This window comes from Streptomyces coeruleoprunus (assembly GCF_039542925.1).
Classification (GTDB): Bacteria; Actinomycetota; Actinomycetes; order Streptomycetales; family Streptomycetaceae; genus Streptomyces; species Streptomyces coeruleoprunus.
Genome location: NZ_BAABIT010000001.1, coordinates 892,712 through 911,392 on the forward strand (window position 1 = coordinate 892,712; position 18,681 = coordinate 911,392).

Genomic DNA, 18,681 nt, shown 5'->3' on the forward strand with positions numbered 1-18,681 from the left:
GCAGGGGTCAAGCGGTGGCGGGGCGGGGGGAGGTGCTGGCGCGGATGACCAGTTCCGTGGAGAGCTCGACGCGTGGCGCGTCGAGCTCCTCCTCCCGCGTGAGGCGCAGGATCGCCCGCACCGCCGCCTTGCCCATCTCGGCGAGCGGCTGCCGCACCGTCGTCAGCGGCGGCGCCGACCACCGTACTTCCGGAAGGTCGTCGAAACCGACCACGCTCATGTCCTCCGGTACGCGCAGCCCCCGCCGCCGCAGCGCCTCGATGGCGCCCAGGGCCATCTGGTCGGAGGCGGCGAACAGCGCCGTCGGCGGCTCCGCCAGGTCGAGGAGCGTGTTGCAGCCGGTGAACCCGGACGCGTGGTAGAAGTCGCCGGGCACGATCAGAGACTCGTCCACGGCGATCCCGGCGCCCTCCAGCGCCGCCCGGTACCCGTCGAGCCGCGCGCGCGAGCACAGCAGCCGGGGCGGCCCGGCCACGAAGCCGATCCTGCGGTGCCCGAGGCGCAGCAGGTGTTCCGTGGCGGCGAGGCCGCCCGCCCAGTTGGTGGCGCCGACGGTCGGCGCGTCCAGAGCGGGCGAGCCGGCCGGGTCGACGACCACGAGGGGGACGCCGAGGCGGCGCAGCTCCTCGTGAAAGACCGGCTCCAGGACGGAGGTCACGAGGATGACGCCGCCCGAGGCCCGGGCGCGCAGGTTGCGCATCCACTGGCGGGCGTCGCCGCTGCGTCCGTGGATGGCGGAGACGACGGTGCCCATGCCGGCGGCGTGCGCGACCTCCTCGACGCCCCGGATGATCTCGACGGCCCAGGGGCTGTCGAGGTCGTTGAAGACCAGGTCGAGGAGGGCGGCGCGGTCGCCGGGCGCGCTGGGGCGCCGCCGGTAGCCGTGGGCGCGCAGCAGGTCCTCCACGCGGGCGCGGGTGGCCGGGGACACGTCGGACCTGCCGTTGACGACCCGGGAGACGGTGGGTACGGACACCCCCGCCTCCCGGGCGATGTCCGTGATCGTCACCTTCGCCTTGGCCGTCCGGCCCTCCGACCCGTCACCGGTCCCGCTGCCGGTCGTCGTGCTGTCCGCTGCCAATTCCCCCACCTCCGTTGACGGTTGCCCCGCACGCCTCTACCGTTCCGGACGCACTCTCGAAACTTTGCAGCAGTCTTCCGGAAGACCGGAGGAGACGTGAAGCCATCATGAGAGGGACGTCCATGAAGCTCCAGAGCTTACGCAGAGCCGCGTTCGGTATCTCGGCCACGGCCCTGTTGGTGGCCGGCGCGGTCGCCCCCGCGGGCGCCGCCCCCGCCGGGGCCGCCGCCGAACCGGTCCTGCGGGACCTCGCGGCCGCGCACGGCATCTACTACGGGACCGCCGTCACCGCGTCCAAGCTGAACGGCACGTACGCCACCGTGGCCGCCCAGCAGTTCGACTCCCTCACCCCCGGCAACGAGATGAAGTGGGGTTCGGTCGAGCCGGTACGGGGCGACTTCCGCTGGTCCGGGGCGGACGCGGTGGTCGACTTCGCCGAGGCGCACGGCCAGAAGGTCCGGGGCCACACCCTGGTCTGGCACAGCCAGCTGCCCTCGTGGGTGGAGAACGGCAGCTGGACGGCCGACGGTCTGCGGGCGGTCGTGGCCGACCACATCGCCACGGAGGCCGGCCGGTACAAGGGCCGGATCGACCACTGGGACGTGGTCAACGAGCCGTTCAACGAGGACGGTACGCGCCGCCAGTCCGTCTTCCAGCGCGTGCTGGGCGACGGCTACGTCGCGGAGGCGTTCCGCGCGGCCCGGGCCGCCGACCCGGCCGCGAAGCTGTACCTCAACGACTACAACGTCGAGGGGATCAACGCGAAGAGCGACGCCATGTACAACCTGGTCAGGTCGCTGAAGGCGCAGGGCGTCCCGATCGACGGCGTCGGCCTCCAGGCCCATCTCATCGTCGGCCAGGTGCCGTCGACGCTCCGCGCGAACATCCAGCGCTTCGCCGACCTGGGCGTGGACGTCGCCGTCACCGAGCTGGACATCCGGATGACGCTCCCGGCGACCGACGCGAAGCTCGCCCAGCAGAAGGCCGACTACAAGGCCGTCACGCAGGCGTGTCTCGCCGTGGCGCGCTGCGCGGGCGTCACCGTGTGGGGGTTCACGGACTCCGACTCGTGGATCCCCGACTTCTTCGAGGGGCAGGGCGCGGCGACGCCGTACGACGAGAACTACCGGCCCAAGCCCGCCTACTACGGCATCGCCGAGGCGCTCGGCTGGACCGACGGCGGCACCGGCCCGGGGCCCGGACCCGTGGGCGGCTGCACGGTGGCGTACGGCGTGCAGAACCAGTGGAGTACGGGCTTCACCGCGCAGGTCACGGTGAGGAACACCGGCACGGCGCCGGTGAACGGCTGGCGGCTGGACTGGACGTGGCCGTCCGGGCAGCGCGTCACCCAGGCGTGGAACGCCACGGTCACCCAGTCGGGCACCGCCGTCAGCGCGTCCAACGCCTCGTACAACGCGACCATCGCGCCGGGCGCCACCGCCACGTTCGGCTTCAACGGCTCGTGGTCGGGCGCCAACACGGCACCCACGGCCTTCACCCTGAACGGGGCGGCCTGCACGGTGTGACGGCCGCGACGCGGACGAACGGGCAGGAGGGCCGTGCGGCCTCACGCCGTACGGCCCCCACCTCGTCTACGCGCCGTCCTCCGTTTCCCGCACCGACCGCCCGAGCAGGCCCTGTGCCCGGAGTTCGGCCAGGACGAGGCCGGCGTACTCCGTGGCGCCCCGCACGGACGTGTGGGTGTTGTCGCGCTTCTCGGCCGTCAGGTACAGCGCCTTCGACGCCTCCGGGCCCAGTTCCTCGACCCGTGCCTTGGTGAGGGCGGTGAGGTCCACGAGCGGGGTGCCGAGCCGTGCGGCGAGGGCGCGGATCTCGGCGGGGTGGTCGACGCCGAGGCCGTTGACGAGGAGGGCGGTGCCGTTGTTCAGGGTGCCGTCGGCGTTGAACCAGCGGCGGACGACGGGGGTGACGAGGACGGGTTCGCCGCCGCGGGCACGGACGCCCTCCACGAGGGCGGTGAGGTTGGCCCGGTAGGTGGCCGCGTCGGTCTGCTTGTCGTTGTGGGCGAGCTGGACGAGGACCAGGTCGCCGGGGCGGATCCGGTCCCGGGTGGTGGCGAACAGCGCCGGGTCGGACAGGTAGCTGACGGTGGACTCTCCGGAGTCCGCGTGGTTGGCGACGGCGAGGCCGCGGCGCAGGAACTGCGGCAGCTGCTGTCCCCAGCCGCTGTAGGGCGCACCGGGCTGGTCGCACACGGTGGAGTCGCCGATCAGGACGAGTTTCCGGGCGCGCGGGGCGGGCGTGACGCGTATCGCGTGGAGGGCGGGCGCGGGTCCGGCGAAGGTGAGGTCGAGGCCGGGTGAGCCCGCGGGGCCGGTGGGTTCGCCCTCCGGGGTGCGCACGTCGACGGTGAACGCGCGGGTGATCCGCTCGCCGGCGGCGGTGGGCGTCTCGGCGAGCATCGTGCGCCGGGTCTCGGCGGTGACGGAGGTTGCGCCCGCGGTGTCCCCGCCGAGGGTGACCGTGACGTCGTACGTGCCGGGTGCCACGTCGAAGTGGCAGACGACGGGCGCCGTTCCGGTGCAGTGGTCGAGGCCGCGGCCGTAGGTGCCGGGGCCGCCGGGCGGTGCGGAGGCGTGTGCGGGAACGGCGGGGAGCGCCGTGGTCAGTGCGGTGAGGGCCGCGGCCGCTAGCAGGGCCGGGCGTCCGATCCGGGCCATGGGGGCTCCTCAGTGCGTGCGGTCGGGGACGGGGACGCCGAAGTCGGGGGTGCCGTCGGGCTTCCAGCGCAGGGTCTGGATACGGGTGTGGCGGTTGGGGTCGTTGAGCGGGTCGCCGACGATCTCCTTGTACTGGCGGGCGTGGTACACGAGGACGTCGGTGCGGCCGTCCTCGGCGACGGTGAAGGAGTTGTGGCCGGGGCCGTACTGCTTGGTCGTGTCGTTGCTGGTGAAGACGGGCGTGGGCGACTTGGTCCAGGAGGCGGGGTCCATCAGGTCGCTGTCGGCGTCGGCGGTGAGCAGGCCGAGGCAGTAGTTGTGGTCGGTGGCGCTGGCGGAGTACGTCATGAAGACGCGGCCGTTGCGCTGGAGGAACGAGGCGCCCTCGTTGACCTTGAACCCGATGCACTCCCAGTCGTACTCGGGTGTGGTGAGGCGTACCTGCGGGCCGGTCAGGGTCCACGGGTTCGCCATGCGGGACAGGAAGACGGCGGTGTTGTTGGCCATGCCGGGCTCGTGCTGGGCCCAGGCGAGGTAGCGGCTGCCGCGGTGGGTGAAGGTGGTGGCGTCGAGGGAGAAGGTGTCCCAGGCGGTGGTGATGCGGCCCTTCTCGGTCCAGGTGCCCTGGAAGGGGTCCGGGGAGGGGTTCTCCAGGACCCACATGCGGATGCGCCAGATGTCGTTCGCGGGCGCGGCGGCGAAGTAGACGTACCAGCGGCCGTCGATGTGGTGGATCTCGGGGGCCCAGATGTGGGCACCCATGTCGCCGCTGGTGTGCTTGCGCCAGATGACCGCCTCCTCGGCGGTGGCGAGGCCGCGGAGCGTACGGGAGCGGCGCAGGATGATGCGGTCGTACTCCGGGGCGGTGGCGGTGAAGTAGTAGCGGCCGTCCTTGTGGCGGTGGATGTGCGGGTCCGCGCGGTTGCGGACGAGGGGGTTGAGGTACGGGGGTCCGCCGGCGGCCGAGCCCTGCGGGGCGGCGTGGGCGGCGCCGGCGGGGAGGGCGGTCAGGGCGCCGGCGGCGAGGGCGCCCTGGAGCAGCAGTCGACGGGTGGGCAGGGGGTCGCGGCTCATGCGTACCACCTTTCGTTCGTCATTTCGAACAGCATCTGCAATCCCGAACGGCGAAACCGTAAAGGTGTGTCAGGAGGAGGTCAACGGGGCTGGAGTGACGGACTTCGCTAGCGTCCCGGGTATGAGCACTGCGCAGCCGTCCTTCACCCACGCCCTCACGACGTCCTCGGCCCCGCTGGTCCTGGACGGCGGGATGTCCAACCAACTGGAGTCCATGGGGCACGACTTGAGCGACGACCTGTGGTCGGCGCGGCTACTGGCCGAGGAACCGGAGGCGATCGTCGCGGCCCACCTCGCCTACTACGAGGCCGGTGCCGACGTCGCCATCACGGCGAGCTACCAGGCGACGTTCGAGGGCTTCGCGCGGCACGGCATCGGCCGGGACCGGGCGGCCGAACTCCTCGCGCGGAGCGTGGAACTGGCCCGCGAGGCGGCCCGCCGCGCCCGGGCCGGGGGCATCACCCGCCCGCTGTGGGTGGCCGCGTCGGCCGGCCCGTACGGGGCAATGCTGGCCGACGGGTCGGAGTACCGCGGCCGGTACGGGCTGGACGTGGCCGCGCTGGAGGCGTTCCACCGGCCGCGCCTGGAGGTGCTGGCGGCGGCCGGGCCCGACGTGCTGGCCCTGGAGACCGTGCCCGACGCCGACGAGGCCCGGGCGCTGCTGCGGGCGGTGCGCGGACTGCCCGTGCCCGCCTGGCTCTCGTACACGATCACCGGCGACCGCACCCGGGCCGGGCAGCCCCTGGAGGAGGCGTTCGCGCTCCTGGCGGACGTGGACGAGATCGTGGCGGTCGGCGTCAACTGCTGCGACCCGCACGACGTGACCGCCGCCGTCGAGGTCGCGGCGCGCGTCACGGGCAAGCCGGTCGTGGTGTACCCGAACAGCGGCGAGGTGTGGGACGCCGAGGCCCGGGACTGGCGGGGCCGGTCGGTCTTCACGCCGGAGCGCGCCGCCGACTGGCGCGGCGCGGGCGCCACCCTGATCGGCGGCTGCTGCCGGGTGGGCCCGGACGCCATCGCCCACGTGGCGGCGGGCCTGCGGCCGTAGGCACCCCGGAGGCGGGAGCGGTGCCGCGCTGTCCCCAAGGAGCCTGATCGTGCGCTAGGTTGACGCCGGCCCTGCGGTCCGCGCGGAGCCGGACGCCGGTGACACGTCCGGCCGCGCAGCGGCCCCTCCGGGCGACCGCACGTCGCGGTGCCCGGGACCGCCGCCGTGCGCTGCGTGCCCGCGCCCTCAGCAACCCGGGCGCACGCGGCCCGTACCGGCGCCCCTCCCCCACCGAGGGCCCACGACCGCCCACCCCGCGAGAGGCTGGAGTTCCGGCATGGACGAGCATCTGCCCCTGCCCCCCGAGGACCGCGCGCTCAGCCCGTACACCGGCTGGACCCGGGCCCATTGGGAGGCCGTGGCCGACGGACTGGTGCGCGCCGCGTGGCGCTGGGCGACCCCCGGCGGCGCCCTGCTGGACCTGCCGGGGCGGCCGTCCCGTTCCGGGGTGCGCTCCGACGGCCTGGAGGGTTACGCGCGGACGTTCCTGGCGGCGGCGTTCCGCGTCGCGGGCGCCCGCGGCGAGGACCCGTACGGGCTGCTCGGCCGGTACGCGGACGGCCTCGCGTCGGGCACGCGCACGGCGGGCCGCGAGGACGCCGAGTCGTGGCCGCTGATCCTGGACCACGACGTGCAGGGCCAGCCCATGGTCGAGTCGGCGTCCGTGGCGCTCGGCCTGTGGCTGACCCGGCCGTGGCTGTGGGACGCCCTCGACGACGGCGTACGGGACCGGGCGGAGGAGTGGCTGCGGGGCGCGCTGCGGCACACGCCGGCGCCGAACAACTGGTACCTGTTCCCGCTGATGGTGGCCGGCTTCCTGCGGTCCGTGGGGCGGGGCGACGCGGAGACGGACCGGGCGGTCGAGCGGGGCCTTCGGCTGCTGGAGTCCTGGTACCGGGGCGGCGGCTGGTACGCGGACGGCGACGGCCGGGCGTTCGACCACTACAACGGCTGGGCGCTGCACCTGTATCCGGTCCTGTACGCGCACCTCGGCGGCGACAAGGGGATGCTGGACCTGTACGGGCCGCGTCTGAGCGCCCATCTGGAGGGCCTGTCGCCGCTGTTCGGCGCCGACGGCGCACCGGTGTACTTCGGCCGGTCGATGACGTACCGGTTCGCGGCGGGCGCGGCGGTCGGCCTCGGCGCGGTGACCGGCCGTACGCCGCTCGGCCCGGGGGCTTCGCGGCGGCTGCTGAGCGGCTGTCTGCGGTACTTCACCGACCGGGGCGCGGTGGACGCGCGGGACGGGCTGCTGAGCCTGGGCTGGCACGGCCCGCACGAGGCGACGCTCCAGTCGTACTCGGCCCCGGCATCCCCGTACTGGGCGTCCAAGGCGTTCGTGGCGCTGCTGGCCCCGGCGGACGATCCGCTGTGGACGGCGCGGGAGGAGGCGGCGCCCGTGGAGGGCGCGGACCGGGCGGTGGCGCTGCCGGTGCCGGGGCTGCTGGTGCAGACGACGGGCGCGGACGGGATCGCCCGGTTGCACAACCACGGCAGCGACGCGGTCCGCCCGTACGAGGGCGAGACGCCGGAGGTGGCCGACCCGCTGTACGGGCGGCTGGCCTACTCGACCCGGACGGGCCCTACGTCCGGCGGCAACGCGGCGGACAACCACCTGTCGGTCGAGACCGGGCGCGGGGCCTCGGTGCGCTGCCGGGTGCGGCCGCTCGGCGCGGGGCGGGGCGACGGCTGGGCGTGGGCCGCCTCCTGGCACCGGCCGGTGTTCACGGCGGGCCCGCCGATGGTGCCGGGGCTGCGCGTGGAGAGCGTGACGGTGGCGCGCGGCCGGTTCGAGCTGCGGGCGCACCGGGTGCTCGGGCTGCCCGACGGGGCGCGGGTGCGGCTCTCGGGGTGGGCGACCGGGCCGGACGAGCCGCTGGCGTCGCAGCTGCACGGCCTGTACGGGTGGGCGGAGCGGGAGGAGTGCCGGGCGCCGCAGGGCACGGCGTTCACCCGCTGGGCGGTGCTGCCCCGGCTGGCGACCGGGCCGGTGAGCGGGGGCGGCACGGTGGTGCTGGTGGCGCTCGCCTCGCTGACGGGCACGGCGGACGCGGGGCCGCTGGACGGTGTCGCGGCGGTGGAGTCGGCGGACGAGGACGCGGTCGTGGTGCGGTGGCGCGAGGACGGGACGGTGACGCGCGTCGCGTTCGAGCCGGTGGGCGTGACGTGGTCCGCGTGATGTGCTCGCCGGAACGGTCCGCGTGACGTGGTCGTCGTGGGCCCGGTCCGCGTGACACGGCCGTCGTGACGTGGTGCGCGTGCGGACCGGCCTCGTTCGGTATGTCGAAAGTTTCCGACCGTTGCGAGCCCTTGAACGCGCAGGTCTTCACTCCGAGTTGAGCCGCGCCTAATGTAGGAAGCGCTTACTACGGGGCCGTTCGGAGGGAACGCCATGACTCGTACCGTGAGCGCCGCCGGGCCCACCCTGGCGGTGGTCGCCCGGGAGGCCGGGGTCTCGGTGCCCACCGCGTCGAAGGTCGTCAACGGCCGCGACGACGTGGCCCCCGAGACCCGGCGCCGGGTGACGGAGGTGCTGGACCGGCTCGGCTACGTGCGGCGTCCACGCCTCGACGCGGCCAAGCCGCCCGGCCTGGTCGACCTGGTGCTGCACTCCCTGGACAGCTCCTCGTCGGGCGCCGTGCTGCACGGCGTCGAGCGGGCCGCGCAGGAGGCGGGCCTGGAGGTGGTCGTCTCCACCGACGGCCGCCGGGAGCAGGGCCGGCTGCACCGGCTGGCGGCCCGCGGGTCGTCCGGTGTGCTGCTGTGCCTGCCGGAGCCCGATCCGTCGCAGTACGCCTGGCTGGAGCGCCACCGCATCCCGTACGTGCTGATCGACCCGGCGCAGGAGCCGCCACCCGGCGTCGTGTCGGTCGGCGCGACGAACTGGCAGGGCGGGGTGACGGCCACCGAGCACCTGCTGTCCCTGGGTCATGAGCGCATCGCGCTGCTCGCGGGCCCCCGGCGCGGACGCTGCGCGGGTGCCCGGGTGGCGGGCTACCGCTCGGCCCTGCTGGCGGCGGGGGTGCCGCGCCGCGAGGAGTACGTGCGCTTCGGCGAGTCCACGGAGGAGGGCGCCGCGCGGCGCGTGCGGGAGCTGCTGGACCTGCCGGAGCCGCCGACGGCGGTGTTCGCCTGCTCGGACGGGATGGCCCTGGGGGCGTACCGGGCCGTGGCGGAGCGGGGGTTGCGCGTCCCGCACGACATCAGCGTGGTCGGCTTCGACGACCTCCCGGAGGCCCGCTGGGCCACGCCGGGACTGACGACGGTGCGCCGCCCCCTGTCGGAGATCGCCGCGACCGCGCTGCGGCTCCTGGTGCGGATGATGTCCGGCGAGCGGCCGGAGGGCACCCGCACGGAGCTGTCGACACACCTGGTGGTCCGCGCCAGCACGGCGCCGCCGCCGGGCGCCGACGGCGGCGCTCAGCCGTGGGCGAGCGCCACGTTGTAGACGTACACGCCGATCGCGGCGGCGACGCAGGCCAGAACCACCCACGACGTGAGGCTCGTGTGGCGGTCGCGGCCCTGGCGTACGCGGCGGGTGCGGCCGGCCTTCGGCTTGCGCGGCTGCCGCGTACGGCCCGGACGCCGCGGGGCGGAGGCCGTACCGGAGTGCGCGCCGGGCCCGCCGTCGGACAGCCCGGCGGACGCGGTCTCGGCGAGCAGGCGGCGGCAGATGGCGGCCAGTTCGGTCGTGCCGGCGGTGATGCTGACGACGGCCTCGGAGCGCGCGGGCGCGGTGGTCCCGCCGTCCAGGATGCGGCCGGCGCGGATGAGGACCTCGTCGCGGCCGCCGCTCGGGGCGAGGCTGATCCAGCGCTCCACGTGCTCGCCGCGGATGACCACGCCGCCGCCCCGCTCGCGGTACACGGTGTGCTGCCGCCACAGCAGCGTGGCCAACTCCGTGGCCGTTTCCCTGAGTTCCGTGTGCATGCCCTCCCCTTCGGTGCACCGGAGCATGTCGAACAGACATGCGCAGCGGGCACTCTAGCGGCCGGGACCGACACCCTGCTCGGCGGGCGTCCCTGTTCGGCGGGCGTCCGGCAGGCGGCGCCGGGCGGCCGGGACGGCCCGCGCCGCCCGCCCCGGGGTCAGCCCGCCGCGCGGAACGTACGCCGGTACGCCGGCGGGGACACCTCGATCGCGGCGTGCAGGTGCTGACGGTGGACTGAGCGCCGTACCCCGCCCCGGCCCGGCCGGGGTGCCCGGGGCCCGACCGGGCCCGGGCACCCGCGCCGGGCGGGCCGTCAGCCCGGCATCCGGTCCCCGATCAGCGCCAGGTTCTGGATCGCCGCGAGCCCGAACAGCGCCGTGGTGTTGGTGGAGATCCACAGGTGCTCGTAGCCGGGCTCCAGCACCACCGGCCCCTCCAGCGGGGTCTTCTCCCACTTCATCGCCGTGGTGTACCCGTCGCTGCCGTAGAACTTCTGCCACGCACGGGCGGCCAGCTTGTCGTCGTCCAACTGCGCGGCCGCGTACGCGTCCTGCCGCGAATGCCCCTGGAAGAGCAGCAGCGTGCCGAAGTGGGATCCGTACCGCGCCGCCTGCTCGGCCTTCGTCGCGTTGAAGTACCGGCAGTAGTCGAGCCAGGCGTCCTTGAACTTCGGCATGTCGATCAGGTCGATCAGCTCGGCGCACATCTCGACCAGCCCGAACATCGCCGACAGGTGCGAGACGCCCACCACCGGCTTGTCCGCCACCGCGAACCGCCCCGTGTCGAGGTCGTACAGCCCGGTGCCCTGCACGAAGCCGTTCGGCTGGGCGGCGATGGTCTCCATCGTGGACCGCAGCCGCGCCTCCGCCTTGGCCGCCTTGGGGCCCCTGCGCTCCCACTCGGTGAGCCACGCGGCCGCGAGCCCGCTCCAGTCCGTGCCGAAGCCGATCGACAGGGCGTGGCGGTCGGGCTCGTACGGCTCGGTGCGGATCTTCCGGATCGGGTCGAGGACGAGGAACGTCTCGTCGGAGTCGACCAGGTCGTGCATGAGGTCGCCCACCCGCTCGTCGGCGGTGAGGAAGTAGTACGGGCGGCGGTAGACGGCCGTCGAGATGCGCTGCTGCTTCGCGCTGTCCGCGAAGTGCTGGACGCCGTGCCGGGTGCCGAGCCCCGCCCACCGGCCGAGGTGGTAGACGTCCACCTCGCCCGTGTGCCGCGTCATCGCCTCCGCGAACCGGAAGACGTCCGCCCGGCCGGAGCGCAGGTACGCGTACCAGAGCCACAGGTCCGGCGAGAGCTCCGAGTTGTCCCAGGCGTAGCCGCCGACGTCGTACCGCCACTGGTGCCGGTCCTCGTCGTAGGTGTGCATGATGTCGCCGTAGTCCCAGAAGCCGTACCAGCGGCGCTGCTCCACCTGGTCCTTGTAGTACCGGAACAGGAAGTCGAGCTGGTCCTCGATCCTCGCCTTCGCGGCCGTCGACCGGTCGACGGGCGCGAACAGCCCGCCGAAGACCTTGGCGCGGGCCAGGTGCTCCGGCGCCGCCGCCAACTGCGGCGGCGTGCGCACCGCCGCGGCCTGCGCGACCAGGGCGTCGGCGCCGGGGGTCGCCGCGTTGGCCCAGAACATCAGCTCGCTGGTGCGGGCGATGCCGTACGGGGTGCCGAAGCCGGGCTCGTGGTCCTCGTACGTGATGTTGAGGCCTTCCAGCTGCTCCGGGTACGTGTCCTGGCCCATCCCGTCGTGGTAGAAGCGCAGGTCCATCGGCTGGGCCTCGGGCGACCACAGCCACAGCGTGACCTCGGCGGCGTCACCGGCGGCGCCCCGGATGTCGAGCTGCGCCGGGTGCTTCTCCCAGAAGTCCCGCAGGCCGAAGGAGAATCCGCCGCTCACCCCGCCCACGTACGCGAAGCCGTTCGCGCGGCCGCCGCCGCCCGCCGGGATCCACCCGTGCCCCGGCTTGGTCCGCTTGCGCAGGGCGAACCCGTCCGCGGACAGCTGCGCGAGCGTGTAGTCGCCCCAGGTGGGGATGTACTGCAGCCGGCTGGTGACCCGCTGGTCCCAGGTCGACGGGTCGGGCAGCTTCCGGCCCTCGACCTGCGCGGCCCGCACGGCGGCACCGGGGTCGCGCCGCAGGCCCGTGACGCCCTTCACGGCCTCCGTCAGGAAGCCCTTGCCCTCCCCCGCGATCCGGATGTGCCGGTCGTACGCCGCGTCCCGCATCGGCACGGTGAAGCGGACGCCGAGGCCGCGGATGAAATCCTTGTTCTGGTCGCCGTCGTACGTGATGGTGTGCACCATCCGGAACGACTCCGCCCCCGCGTAGAAGTACAGCCGCACGCAGAACGGCAGCCAGCTGCGGCTCGCCTTGCGGTGCTTGCCGTCGATCCGCACGACCGCCCGTACCGGGCCGCTCTGCTCGACCACGGCCCGGCCGATCTCCCCGTCGAACCGCTCCCACTTGGCGTTGCCCTGGTCGCCGTCGTCGAGGTCGCTCTGCCTCAGGAGCACGAGCCGGCCGTCGGTCGCGATCTTCGTGCCGCCGTCGTTCCTGGTGACCGACTCGACGAGCTTCTCGCCGTCCTTGGAGATCACGGCCCTGATGACACCGGTGTCGACGACGATCCGCCGGTCGGCCTGACTGACTGTCAGCGCCCTGGCGGGGGCCGGTCCGGCCGCGGCTGCCGGCGTCAGCGTGAACCTGCCGATGCCCGCCGCCTCGGGGCCCACGGCGTGGGCCGTCCACTTGAGCGAGCCGTCCGGCCAGTACGCGGTGGGCCACGTCTGTACGGGGACGGCCTTGCCGTCGGCGCCGGCCAGCGTGAAGCCCTTCCCCGCGGGGACGGCGCCCTGGGGCCAGGGCACGCCGAACGTCGAGCCCGGGGCCGCGCCCAGGCCCCCGCCCTCCAGCCACTCCACGGTCACGGGCGCGTCCCCGGCGGGTGCCGCCGCCTGCGCGCTCCCCTGCCCGACCGCCCAACTGAACTGCGCGGCGGCCCCGGCGACGGCAGCGGCCTTGAGAATGGCCCTGCGCGGTATAGGAGACATGAACGTTCCTCTCTGACGTGAGACACATGGACTACCTGCTCCGCAGGCCGGGGCATCGCCGCGGCTCGGGCCGGTTCCCGCTGTGGCGCTGTCGCGCCGTTCCGTCGTTGCGGCCGGCGCCGCCTTTCCGTCGTTGCGGGCTCGCGCCGCGGTGCCGCTGTTCCGTCGTTGTGGGCTGGCGCCGCCGGTGCCGCCGTTCCTCGTTGTGGGCAGTCGTTCCGCATGGGGGTCCCCCCTGGACGTAGTCCTTGGGGGAGGAACGGGTGGGCACAACGAGGAACGGCCCCCCGGCCTGAGGGCCCTTCTCTTGCGCGCCACGACGGTGGGTGAGTACGGGGGCGGCCCGGGGGTCACGTGCTCAGATTGGCTCGCACGGGCCCAGGAAAGCGAAGCGTCCAGCGCCGCCAATCCTGCGCGCGCGACCCCCGGTCCACCCCCGTCCCGTTGACGGGCGTCTCACCCCCGGCGGGGGTGGGGTGGGTGGACCCCGCCCGCCCGTGGGCGGCTCACCGCCGGTGGGGGTGAGGTGGGTAGGGCCGCCCGCCCGTGGGCGGGTTAGCCCCGGTGGGGGTGGGGTGAGTGGGCCCGCCCGCCTCTGGGCAGCTCACCGCCGGTGGGGGGTGGGTGGGCCCCGCCCGCCCGGGACGGCTCATCCCCGGTGGGGGGTCGTAGGGTGCCGCCCTAGTCGGACAGGCGGTGCGTCGTGGCCAGGGACGCGGCCGTCAGGACGCCCAGCGCCGGTGCCGCCAGCGGTGGCGACAGCCACCACGACGCGGCGACGACGCCGAAACCGCACACCAGGACCAGGGACCCCGCAGGGTCCACGAAGGTGCGCCGCAGGCCCGCGGCCGTCAGCGCCCGCCAGGACGCCCCCGGCCGCCAGGCCACCGCGGCCCGGAGGACGGCGACCGCCAGGGCGAGCAGGGCGAGGACGCCGACCGCCCCGGCGAAGGCCCCGCCGGGCAGTTCCCCGGCGCGTACGACCGCGAGGTCGGCCCACACGAGCGCGGCCGCCGCCCACAGGACGAGCCCGGTGAGCCAGCCGCGCCGGGCCGCCGCCCGGAGGTCCGCCGCGAACCGCCGTACCCCGCCGGCCTCGTGCCCGAGGTGACGGCGCAGGTGCGCCGCCCCGGCGGCGAAGGCCGCGGGCAGCGTCACCAGCGGCAGCGCCGCGACGGCGATCCACACGCCGGTGAGCAGGCACTCGGCGAAGACCGCGAAGGCCTGCGGGAAACCGGCGCGGGCGGGACGGGTGTTCACTGTGGACATCCGCGGCTCATCCCTTCAGGCCCGACGTCGCCATGCCGTCGATCAGATAGCGCTGGAACGCCAGGAAGAACGCCAGCACCGGCAGAAGCGCCACCAGCGACATCGCGATCATGCTGCCGTAGTTGGCGACACCGTCCTGGTCGACGAACATCTTCAGAGCCAGGGACACGGTGTACTTGTCGGGCTCGTTGAGGTAGATCAGCGGGCCCATGAAGTCGTTCCAGGCGTTGATGAACGTGAAGATGGCGCTGGTGATGAGGGCGGGGCGGGACAGGGGCAGGACGATCGACCAGTAGATCCGCAGGTGGCCGCAGCCGTCCAGGCGGGCCGCCTCGTCGAGTTCCCGGGGCAGGTTCCGCATGAACTGGACCATGAGGAAGACGAAGAAGGCGTCCGTGGCGAGGTACTTGCCGAGCAGCAGCGGCGTATAGGTGTTGACCAGCTCCAGCTTCTGGAACATCACGTACTGCGGGATGAGCAGCACGTGGTACGGCAGCAGCAACGTGCCGATCATCAGGGTGAACAGCACGCCGCGGCCGGCGAATCCGATGCGGGCGAAGGCGTACGCCGCGAGGGAGCTGGAGATCAGCACCCCGGCCACCGAACCGAGCGCCAGGAGGAGCGAGTTGCCGAAGAAGGTGCTGATGGGGATGTCGGCGATACCGTCGGCGAGGCGGCGGTAGTTGTCGGTGACGGGGTCGGTGGGGAACAGTTCGAGGCTGCCGACGATCTCGTCGTTGGGCTTGAAGGAGCCGCCGATCACCCACACCACCGGGTAGAGGACCACGGCGAGGACGACGAGGGCTCCCAGGTGCCAGGTGAGGGAGCCGAGGCCCCGCCTGCCGGCCATCGGCTGGGTCGGTGCGCTCATCGGCCGTCCTCCTCGTAGTGCACCCAGCGCCGCTGGGACCAGAACAGCACCGCCGTCACGAGGCCCACCGCGAGCAGCAGCATCCACGCCATGGCGGAGGCGAGGCCCATGCGGCTGTTCTCGAAGCCCTGGACGTACAGGTAGCAGGTGTAGACGAGCGTGGCGTCGGCGGGACCGCACGTGCCGTTGGAACCGCCGAGGATGTACGCCGAGCCGAAGATCTGGAAGGAGTGGATGGTCTCCAGCAGGACGTTGAAGAAGAGGACCGGCGAGATCATCGGCAGGGTGATGTTCCAGAAGCGGCGCCAGGGTCCCGCGCCGTCGACCTCGGCCGCCTCGTACAGCTCGCGCGGCACCTGCTTCAGTCCCGCCAGGAAGATCACCATGGGCGCGCCGAACTGCCACACGGTGAGCGCGACCAGGCTGTAGACGATCCAGTCGGGGTCGCCGATCCAGCCGCCGACGTCGGAGCCGAACAGCGCGCGCTGGGCGCGGTCGACGATGGCGTCGTCGGAGAAGATGGCGCGCCAGACGATGGCGATGGAGACGCTCGCGCCGATCAGGGACGGGGCGTAGAACGCGGCCCGGTAGAAGCCCTGGCCGCGCCGCTTCTGGTTGAGGAGGAGGGCGACGCCGAGGGCGGCGGCGAGCTTGAGGGGGGTGCCGACGACGACGTACCAGAGGGTGACGTCGACGGACTGGCGCCAGCGGGGGTCGGCGAACATGTCGGTGAAGTTCCGCAGGCCGATCCAGCGGGGCGCGTCGAAGAGGTTGTAGTCGGTGAAGGCGAAGTACAGGGATGCGGCCATGGGGCCGGCGGTGAGCAGCAGGAAGCCCGTGATCCAGGGCGACATGAAGAGGTAGCCGGCCAGGTTCTCGCGGCGGGCCCGCCGCCGGGCGGCGGGTGGCCGGGCCTTGGGGGCGGGGCCCGGCGGGCCGGGCCGCGGCCCGGAGCCCGCGGTGGCGGTCTCCGGGGCGGCGGCGGTCTGGAGGTGTGTCACGGTCGTCCTCCGTCAGGAGCCGAAGGCGGTCTTCGCCTCGGAGAAGAACTGCTGGACGGCGTCGGGGACGGACCGCCTGCCGAGGGCCATCTCCTCGGCGATGCGCAGGAAGGCCGCCTCGGCGACGTCCGCGCCGGCGGGGTGGGGGGTGATGGGTTCGAGGACGCCGGTGTCGACGAGCTGCTTCTCGTACGCGGCGATCTGCCGGTTCACCGGGTCGGTGGGCTTGAACGCCTCGTACTGGGCGGTGGTGGCGGGCACGCCGCGGTCGTAGCCCATGATCCTGGCGACTTCGGGGTCGTGGACCATGAAGTTGATGAACTGGGCGACTTCCTCGGGGTGCTTGGTGCGCCGGGAGGCGCTGAGCATGAGCGAGCCGAGGTACTGGCCGGTGCGCTTGCCGTCGGTGGTGGGGATGGGGGCGAGGCCGTACTGGCTCTTGCCCTCGGAGGTGTAGCGGATGGTGAAGTTGTCCCAGGTGAACTCGGAGGCGGCCAGCTCGGCGGCGACCGCGGACTTGGGGCGGGCCTGGGAGACCTTCTTCGGGTCGGCGTAGATGCCGGACTTGACGCCCTCGTAGGCCTTGTTCCACCAGGCGGTGAGGTCGGCCTCGGTGAAGCCGAGACCCTCGGCTGTGTAGAACGCCTTGCCGTGCTGGCGGAGGTACATGTCGTACAGGTACATCACGCTGAACATGCCGCTGTCGCCGGCGCGGCCCTGGGTGTCGCGGATCTTCGCGAGGGCCGCGTAGTACTCGTCCCACGTCCAGCCCGGCTTGGGTGTGATGCCGGCCTTGCGGAAGACGGCCTGGTCGACGACGAGGGCCATGGAGTTGGAGCCGACGGGGACGCCGAGGAGCTTGCCGTCGACCTCGCCGAACTTCTCCAGGCCGGCGCGGAAGCCGTCGAGCTTCAGGTTTCCCGCGTCGACCTGGCCGCGCAGGTCGAGGAGGACGTTCTTCGCGTCGTACTTGCGGAGGAAGCCGACGGCGTTCTGGAAGACGTCCGGCGGGTTGCCGCCGGAGGCCTGGGTGTTGAACTTCTTCCAGAAGTCGAGGTACGGCTGGAAGTCGGTCTTGACCTTGATCTTGGGGAACTTCTTCTCGAACAGCGCGATCGTCCGTGTGATGCGCTTGGCGCGGTCGTCCGACCCCCACCACGCGTACCGGATCGTGACGATCCCGCCGTCCGAGCCGCTTCCGGTGCCGCAGCCCGCCGCCGTCAGCCCCAGGGCGGCGAGAGAGCCGCCCGCCAGCTTCAGCAGGCCGCGCCGGTCAACAGTCCCCGTCCCCCGCGTTCCGGTCCCGCCGGTCCCGTTGGTACGCACAGTCGTCCTCCAGCGCGCATTTGAATCGTTTTAGGAAAGCGCTTGCCGGGACAACGTAAGGACCCTCGGCGGGAACGTCAACGGTTCGGACAAGATCCGTCACCGGGGGCGGGTGGCCGGGGGGCACCCGGGGCGTACCGGAGCGCCCGAAAAGGTCGCGCCGGAGAGCCGGCTCCCCGGCCGCGCTACGACCTGCGCGGCCCCATGCTGGACGCGCGGACGACCAGCTCCGGCATCAGCACGATGTGCTGATGCACATGGGTGTCCGCCGCGTCGCCGGTCTCCTCGATGAGCAGTTCGGCGGCCATCCGGCCCATGCGCTGGGCGGGCTGGCGCACGGAGGTGAGGGGCACCGCGGCGGCGGCCGCGAACTCGATGTCGTCGTACCCGACGAGGGCGATGTCGCCCGGTACGGAGACACCGGCCGTGTACAGGGTCTGCAGGACACCGAGGGCGAGCAGGTCGTTGGCGCAGAAGACGGCCGTCGGGCGCGGCGACATGCCGAGCAGCCGGGCACCGGCGTCGCGTCCGGAGGCGACGTCGAGCCGCTCGGTCTCGATCCGCACCAGCGCCTCCGGCGGCAGGCCCGCCTCGGCGAGCGCGGCGAGGGCGCCGACGCAGCGGTCCTGGATCTGCGGGAGGTGCGCCGGCCCGCCGACGTAGACGAGGCCGCGGTGCCCGCCGTCCAGGAGGTGCCGGGCGGCGAGCGCCCCGCCCTCGACGTCGTCGACGGACACGGAGCAGACGTCGAGGCCCGCCGCGACCCGGTCGACCAGTACGTACGGGATGCCGTGCCGGGCGAACGCCCGCAGTGTGCCGCCCGCCGGGTCGGCGGGGGTGACGAGGACGCCCCGGACGCGCTGCTCGGCGAAGAGCCCCAGGTACTCGGCCTCCTCGGCGGGGTCCTGGGCGCTGTTGCAGAGCATGACCCCGAGCCCGGCCTCACGGGCCGCGCGCTCGGCGCCGGTGGCGAGGTCCACGAAGAACGGGTTCGCCATGTCGAGGACGAGCAGCGAGATGATCCGGCTGCGGCCGGCCCTCAGCTGCCGCGCCGACTCGCTGCGGACGTACCCCAGCTCCTCTATGGCCGCCTGGACCCGCTCGCGGGTCGCCTCGGCGACGGTCGCCGGGCGGTTGATGACGTTCGAGACGGTACCGACGGACACGCCGGCGCGCTGCGCCACGTCCTTGATTCCCACCATGCGCGCCACGCCGCCCTCCCCTTTCGGTCCTCTCCGCCGCCGCACCGCCCGGGGCGGCGCACTCGCCGGACCGGACGCTCCATCGTACGCGGGATGAAAGCTTTCAAGCGCCGAGCAGGAACCTAGGGCCAGGACTGGTCCGAGTCAACGG

The 18,681-nt window shown here is 73.4% G+C and carries 14 protein-coding genes; 4 read left to right on the top strand and 10 right to left on the bottom strand.

Translation table 11 applies throughout. The features are described from left to right. Positions 1-7: 7 nt before the first annotated feature. Complete coding sequence (locus ABEB09_RS04165) at positions 8-1,009, bottom strand: LacI family DNA-binding transcriptional regulator (protein ID WP_345693833.1); 1,002 nt, start codon at positions 1,007-1,009, stop codon at positions 8-10. 194 nt (positions 1,010-1,203) lie between these two features. On the opposite strand from ABEB09_RS04165, the gene ABEB09_RS04170 reads away from it, so the two are divergent. After that, positions 1,204-2,607, top strand: coding sequence for a glycoside hydrolase family 10 protein (locus ABEB09_RS04170; RefSeq protein ID WP_345687201.1), 1,404 nt, complete (start codon positions 1,204-1,206; stop codon positions 2,605-2,607). A 66-nt stretch (positions 2,608-2,673) separates the two neighbouring features. On the opposite strand, the gene ABEB09_RS04175 is transcribed toward ABEB09_RS04170, so the two are convergent. Both ABEB09_RS04175 and ABEB09_RS04180 read right to left on the bottom strand, forming a co-directional pair. Continuing rightward, positions 2,674-3,762: a rhamnogalacturonan acetylesterase gene (locus ABEB09_RS04175; RefSeq protein WP_345687203.1), complete on the bottom strand. Its 1,089-nt coding sequence runs from the start codon at positions 3,760-3,762 to the stop codon at positions 2,674-2,676. 9 nt (positions 3,763-3,771) lie between these two features. Next, complete coding sequence (locus ABEB09_RS04180) at positions 3,772-4,836, bottom strand: glycoside hydrolase family 43 protein (protein ID WP_345687205.1); 1,065 nt, start codon at positions 4,834-4,836, stop codon at positions 3,772-3,774. A gap of 121 nt (positions 4,837-4,957) precedes the next feature. On the opposite strand from ABEB09_RS04180, the gene mmuM reads away from it, so the two are divergent. From mmuM to ABEB09_RS04195, 3 genes are all read left to right on the top strand, one after another. After that, positions 4,958-5,884 carry a homocysteine S-methyltransferase gene (gene mmuM / locus ABEB09_RS04185; protein WP_345687207.1) on the top strand — a complete coding sequence of 309 codons (927 nt, stop codon included), beginning with the start codon at positions 4,958-4,960 and terminating at the stop codon, positions 5,882-5,884. A gap of 277 nt (positions 5,885-6,161) precedes the next feature. Further along, entirely contained in the window at positions 6,162-8,063 is a 1,902-nt protein-coding gene (locus ABEB09_RS04190) for a DUF2264 domain-containing protein (RefSeq protein ID WP_345687209.1), read from the top strand. Positions 8,064-8,276: 213 nt separating this feature from the next. Then, the gene (locus ABEB09_RS04195; RefSeq protein ID WP_345687211.1) at positions 8,277-9,332 is read left to right on the top strand and encodes a LacI family DNA-binding transcriptional regulator; all 1,056 of its coding nucleotides are present in this window, start codon (positions 8,277-8,279) and stop codon (positions 9,330-9,332) included. Here ABEB09_RS04195 and ABEB09_RS04200 read toward each other — a convergent pair. The 7 genes from ABEB09_RS04200 to ABEB09_RS04230 all read right to left on the bottom strand — a co-directional run bounded on the left by ABEB09_RS04200 (position 9,305) and on the right by ABEB09_RS04230 (position 18,530). Then, on the bottom strand, positions 9,305-9,814 hold the full coding sequence (locus ABEB09_RS04200; protein ID WP_345687213.1) for a hypothetical protein: 510 nt from the start codon (positions 9,812-9,814) through the stop codon (positions 9,305-9,307). The two genes, ABEB09_RS04195 and ABEB09_RS04200, sit on opposite strands and share 28 nt — an antisense overlap. A 314-nt stretch (positions 9,815-10,128) precedes the next feature. Beyond that, positions 10,129-12,861, bottom strand: a complete 2,733-nt coding sequence (locus tag ABEB09_RS04205) for an exo-rhamnogalacturonan lyase family protein (protein WP_345687214.1) — start codon at positions 12,859-12,861, stop codon at positions 10,129-10,131. 681 nt (positions 12,862-13,542) lie between these two features. After that, positions 13,543-14,130: a hypothetical protein gene (locus ABEB09_RS04210; protein ID WP_345687216.1), complete on the bottom strand. Its 588-nt coding sequence runs from the start codon at positions 14,128-14,130 to the stop codon at positions 13,543-13,545. Between the two features lie 7 nt (positions 14,131-14,137). Beyond that, positions 14,138-15,001, bottom strand: a complete 864-nt coding sequence (locus ABEB09_RS04215) for a carbohydrate ABC transporter permease (protein ID WP_345687217.1) — start codon at positions 14,999-15,001, stop codon at positions 14,138-14,140. Then, positions 14,998-16,002 (bottom strand): carbohydrate ABC transporter permease, encoded by a 1,005-nt coding sequence (locus ABEB09_RS04220; protein ID WP_345687218.1) that lies wholly within the window; start codon positions 16,000-16,002, stop codon positions 14,998-15,000. Before ABEB09_RS04220 ends, ABEB09_RS04215 begins: the two co-directional genes overlap by 4 nt. Positions 16,003-16,014: 12 nt before the next feature. Further along, positions 16,015-17,328 (bottom strand): ABC transporter substrate-binding protein, encoded by a 1,314-nt coding sequence (locus ABEB09_RS04225; protein WP_345687220.1) that lies wholly within the window; start codon positions 17,326-17,328, stop codon positions 16,015-16,017. A gap of 185 nt (positions 17,329-17,513) precedes the next feature. Next, positions 17,514-18,530 carry a LacI family DNA-binding transcriptional regulator gene (locus ABEB09_RS04230; RefSeq protein WP_345693834.1) on the bottom strand — a complete coding sequence of 339 codons (1,017 nt, stop codon included), beginning with the start codon at positions 18,528-18,530 and terminating at the stop codon, positions 17,514-17,516. Positions 18,531-18,681: the final 151 nt, after the last annotated feature.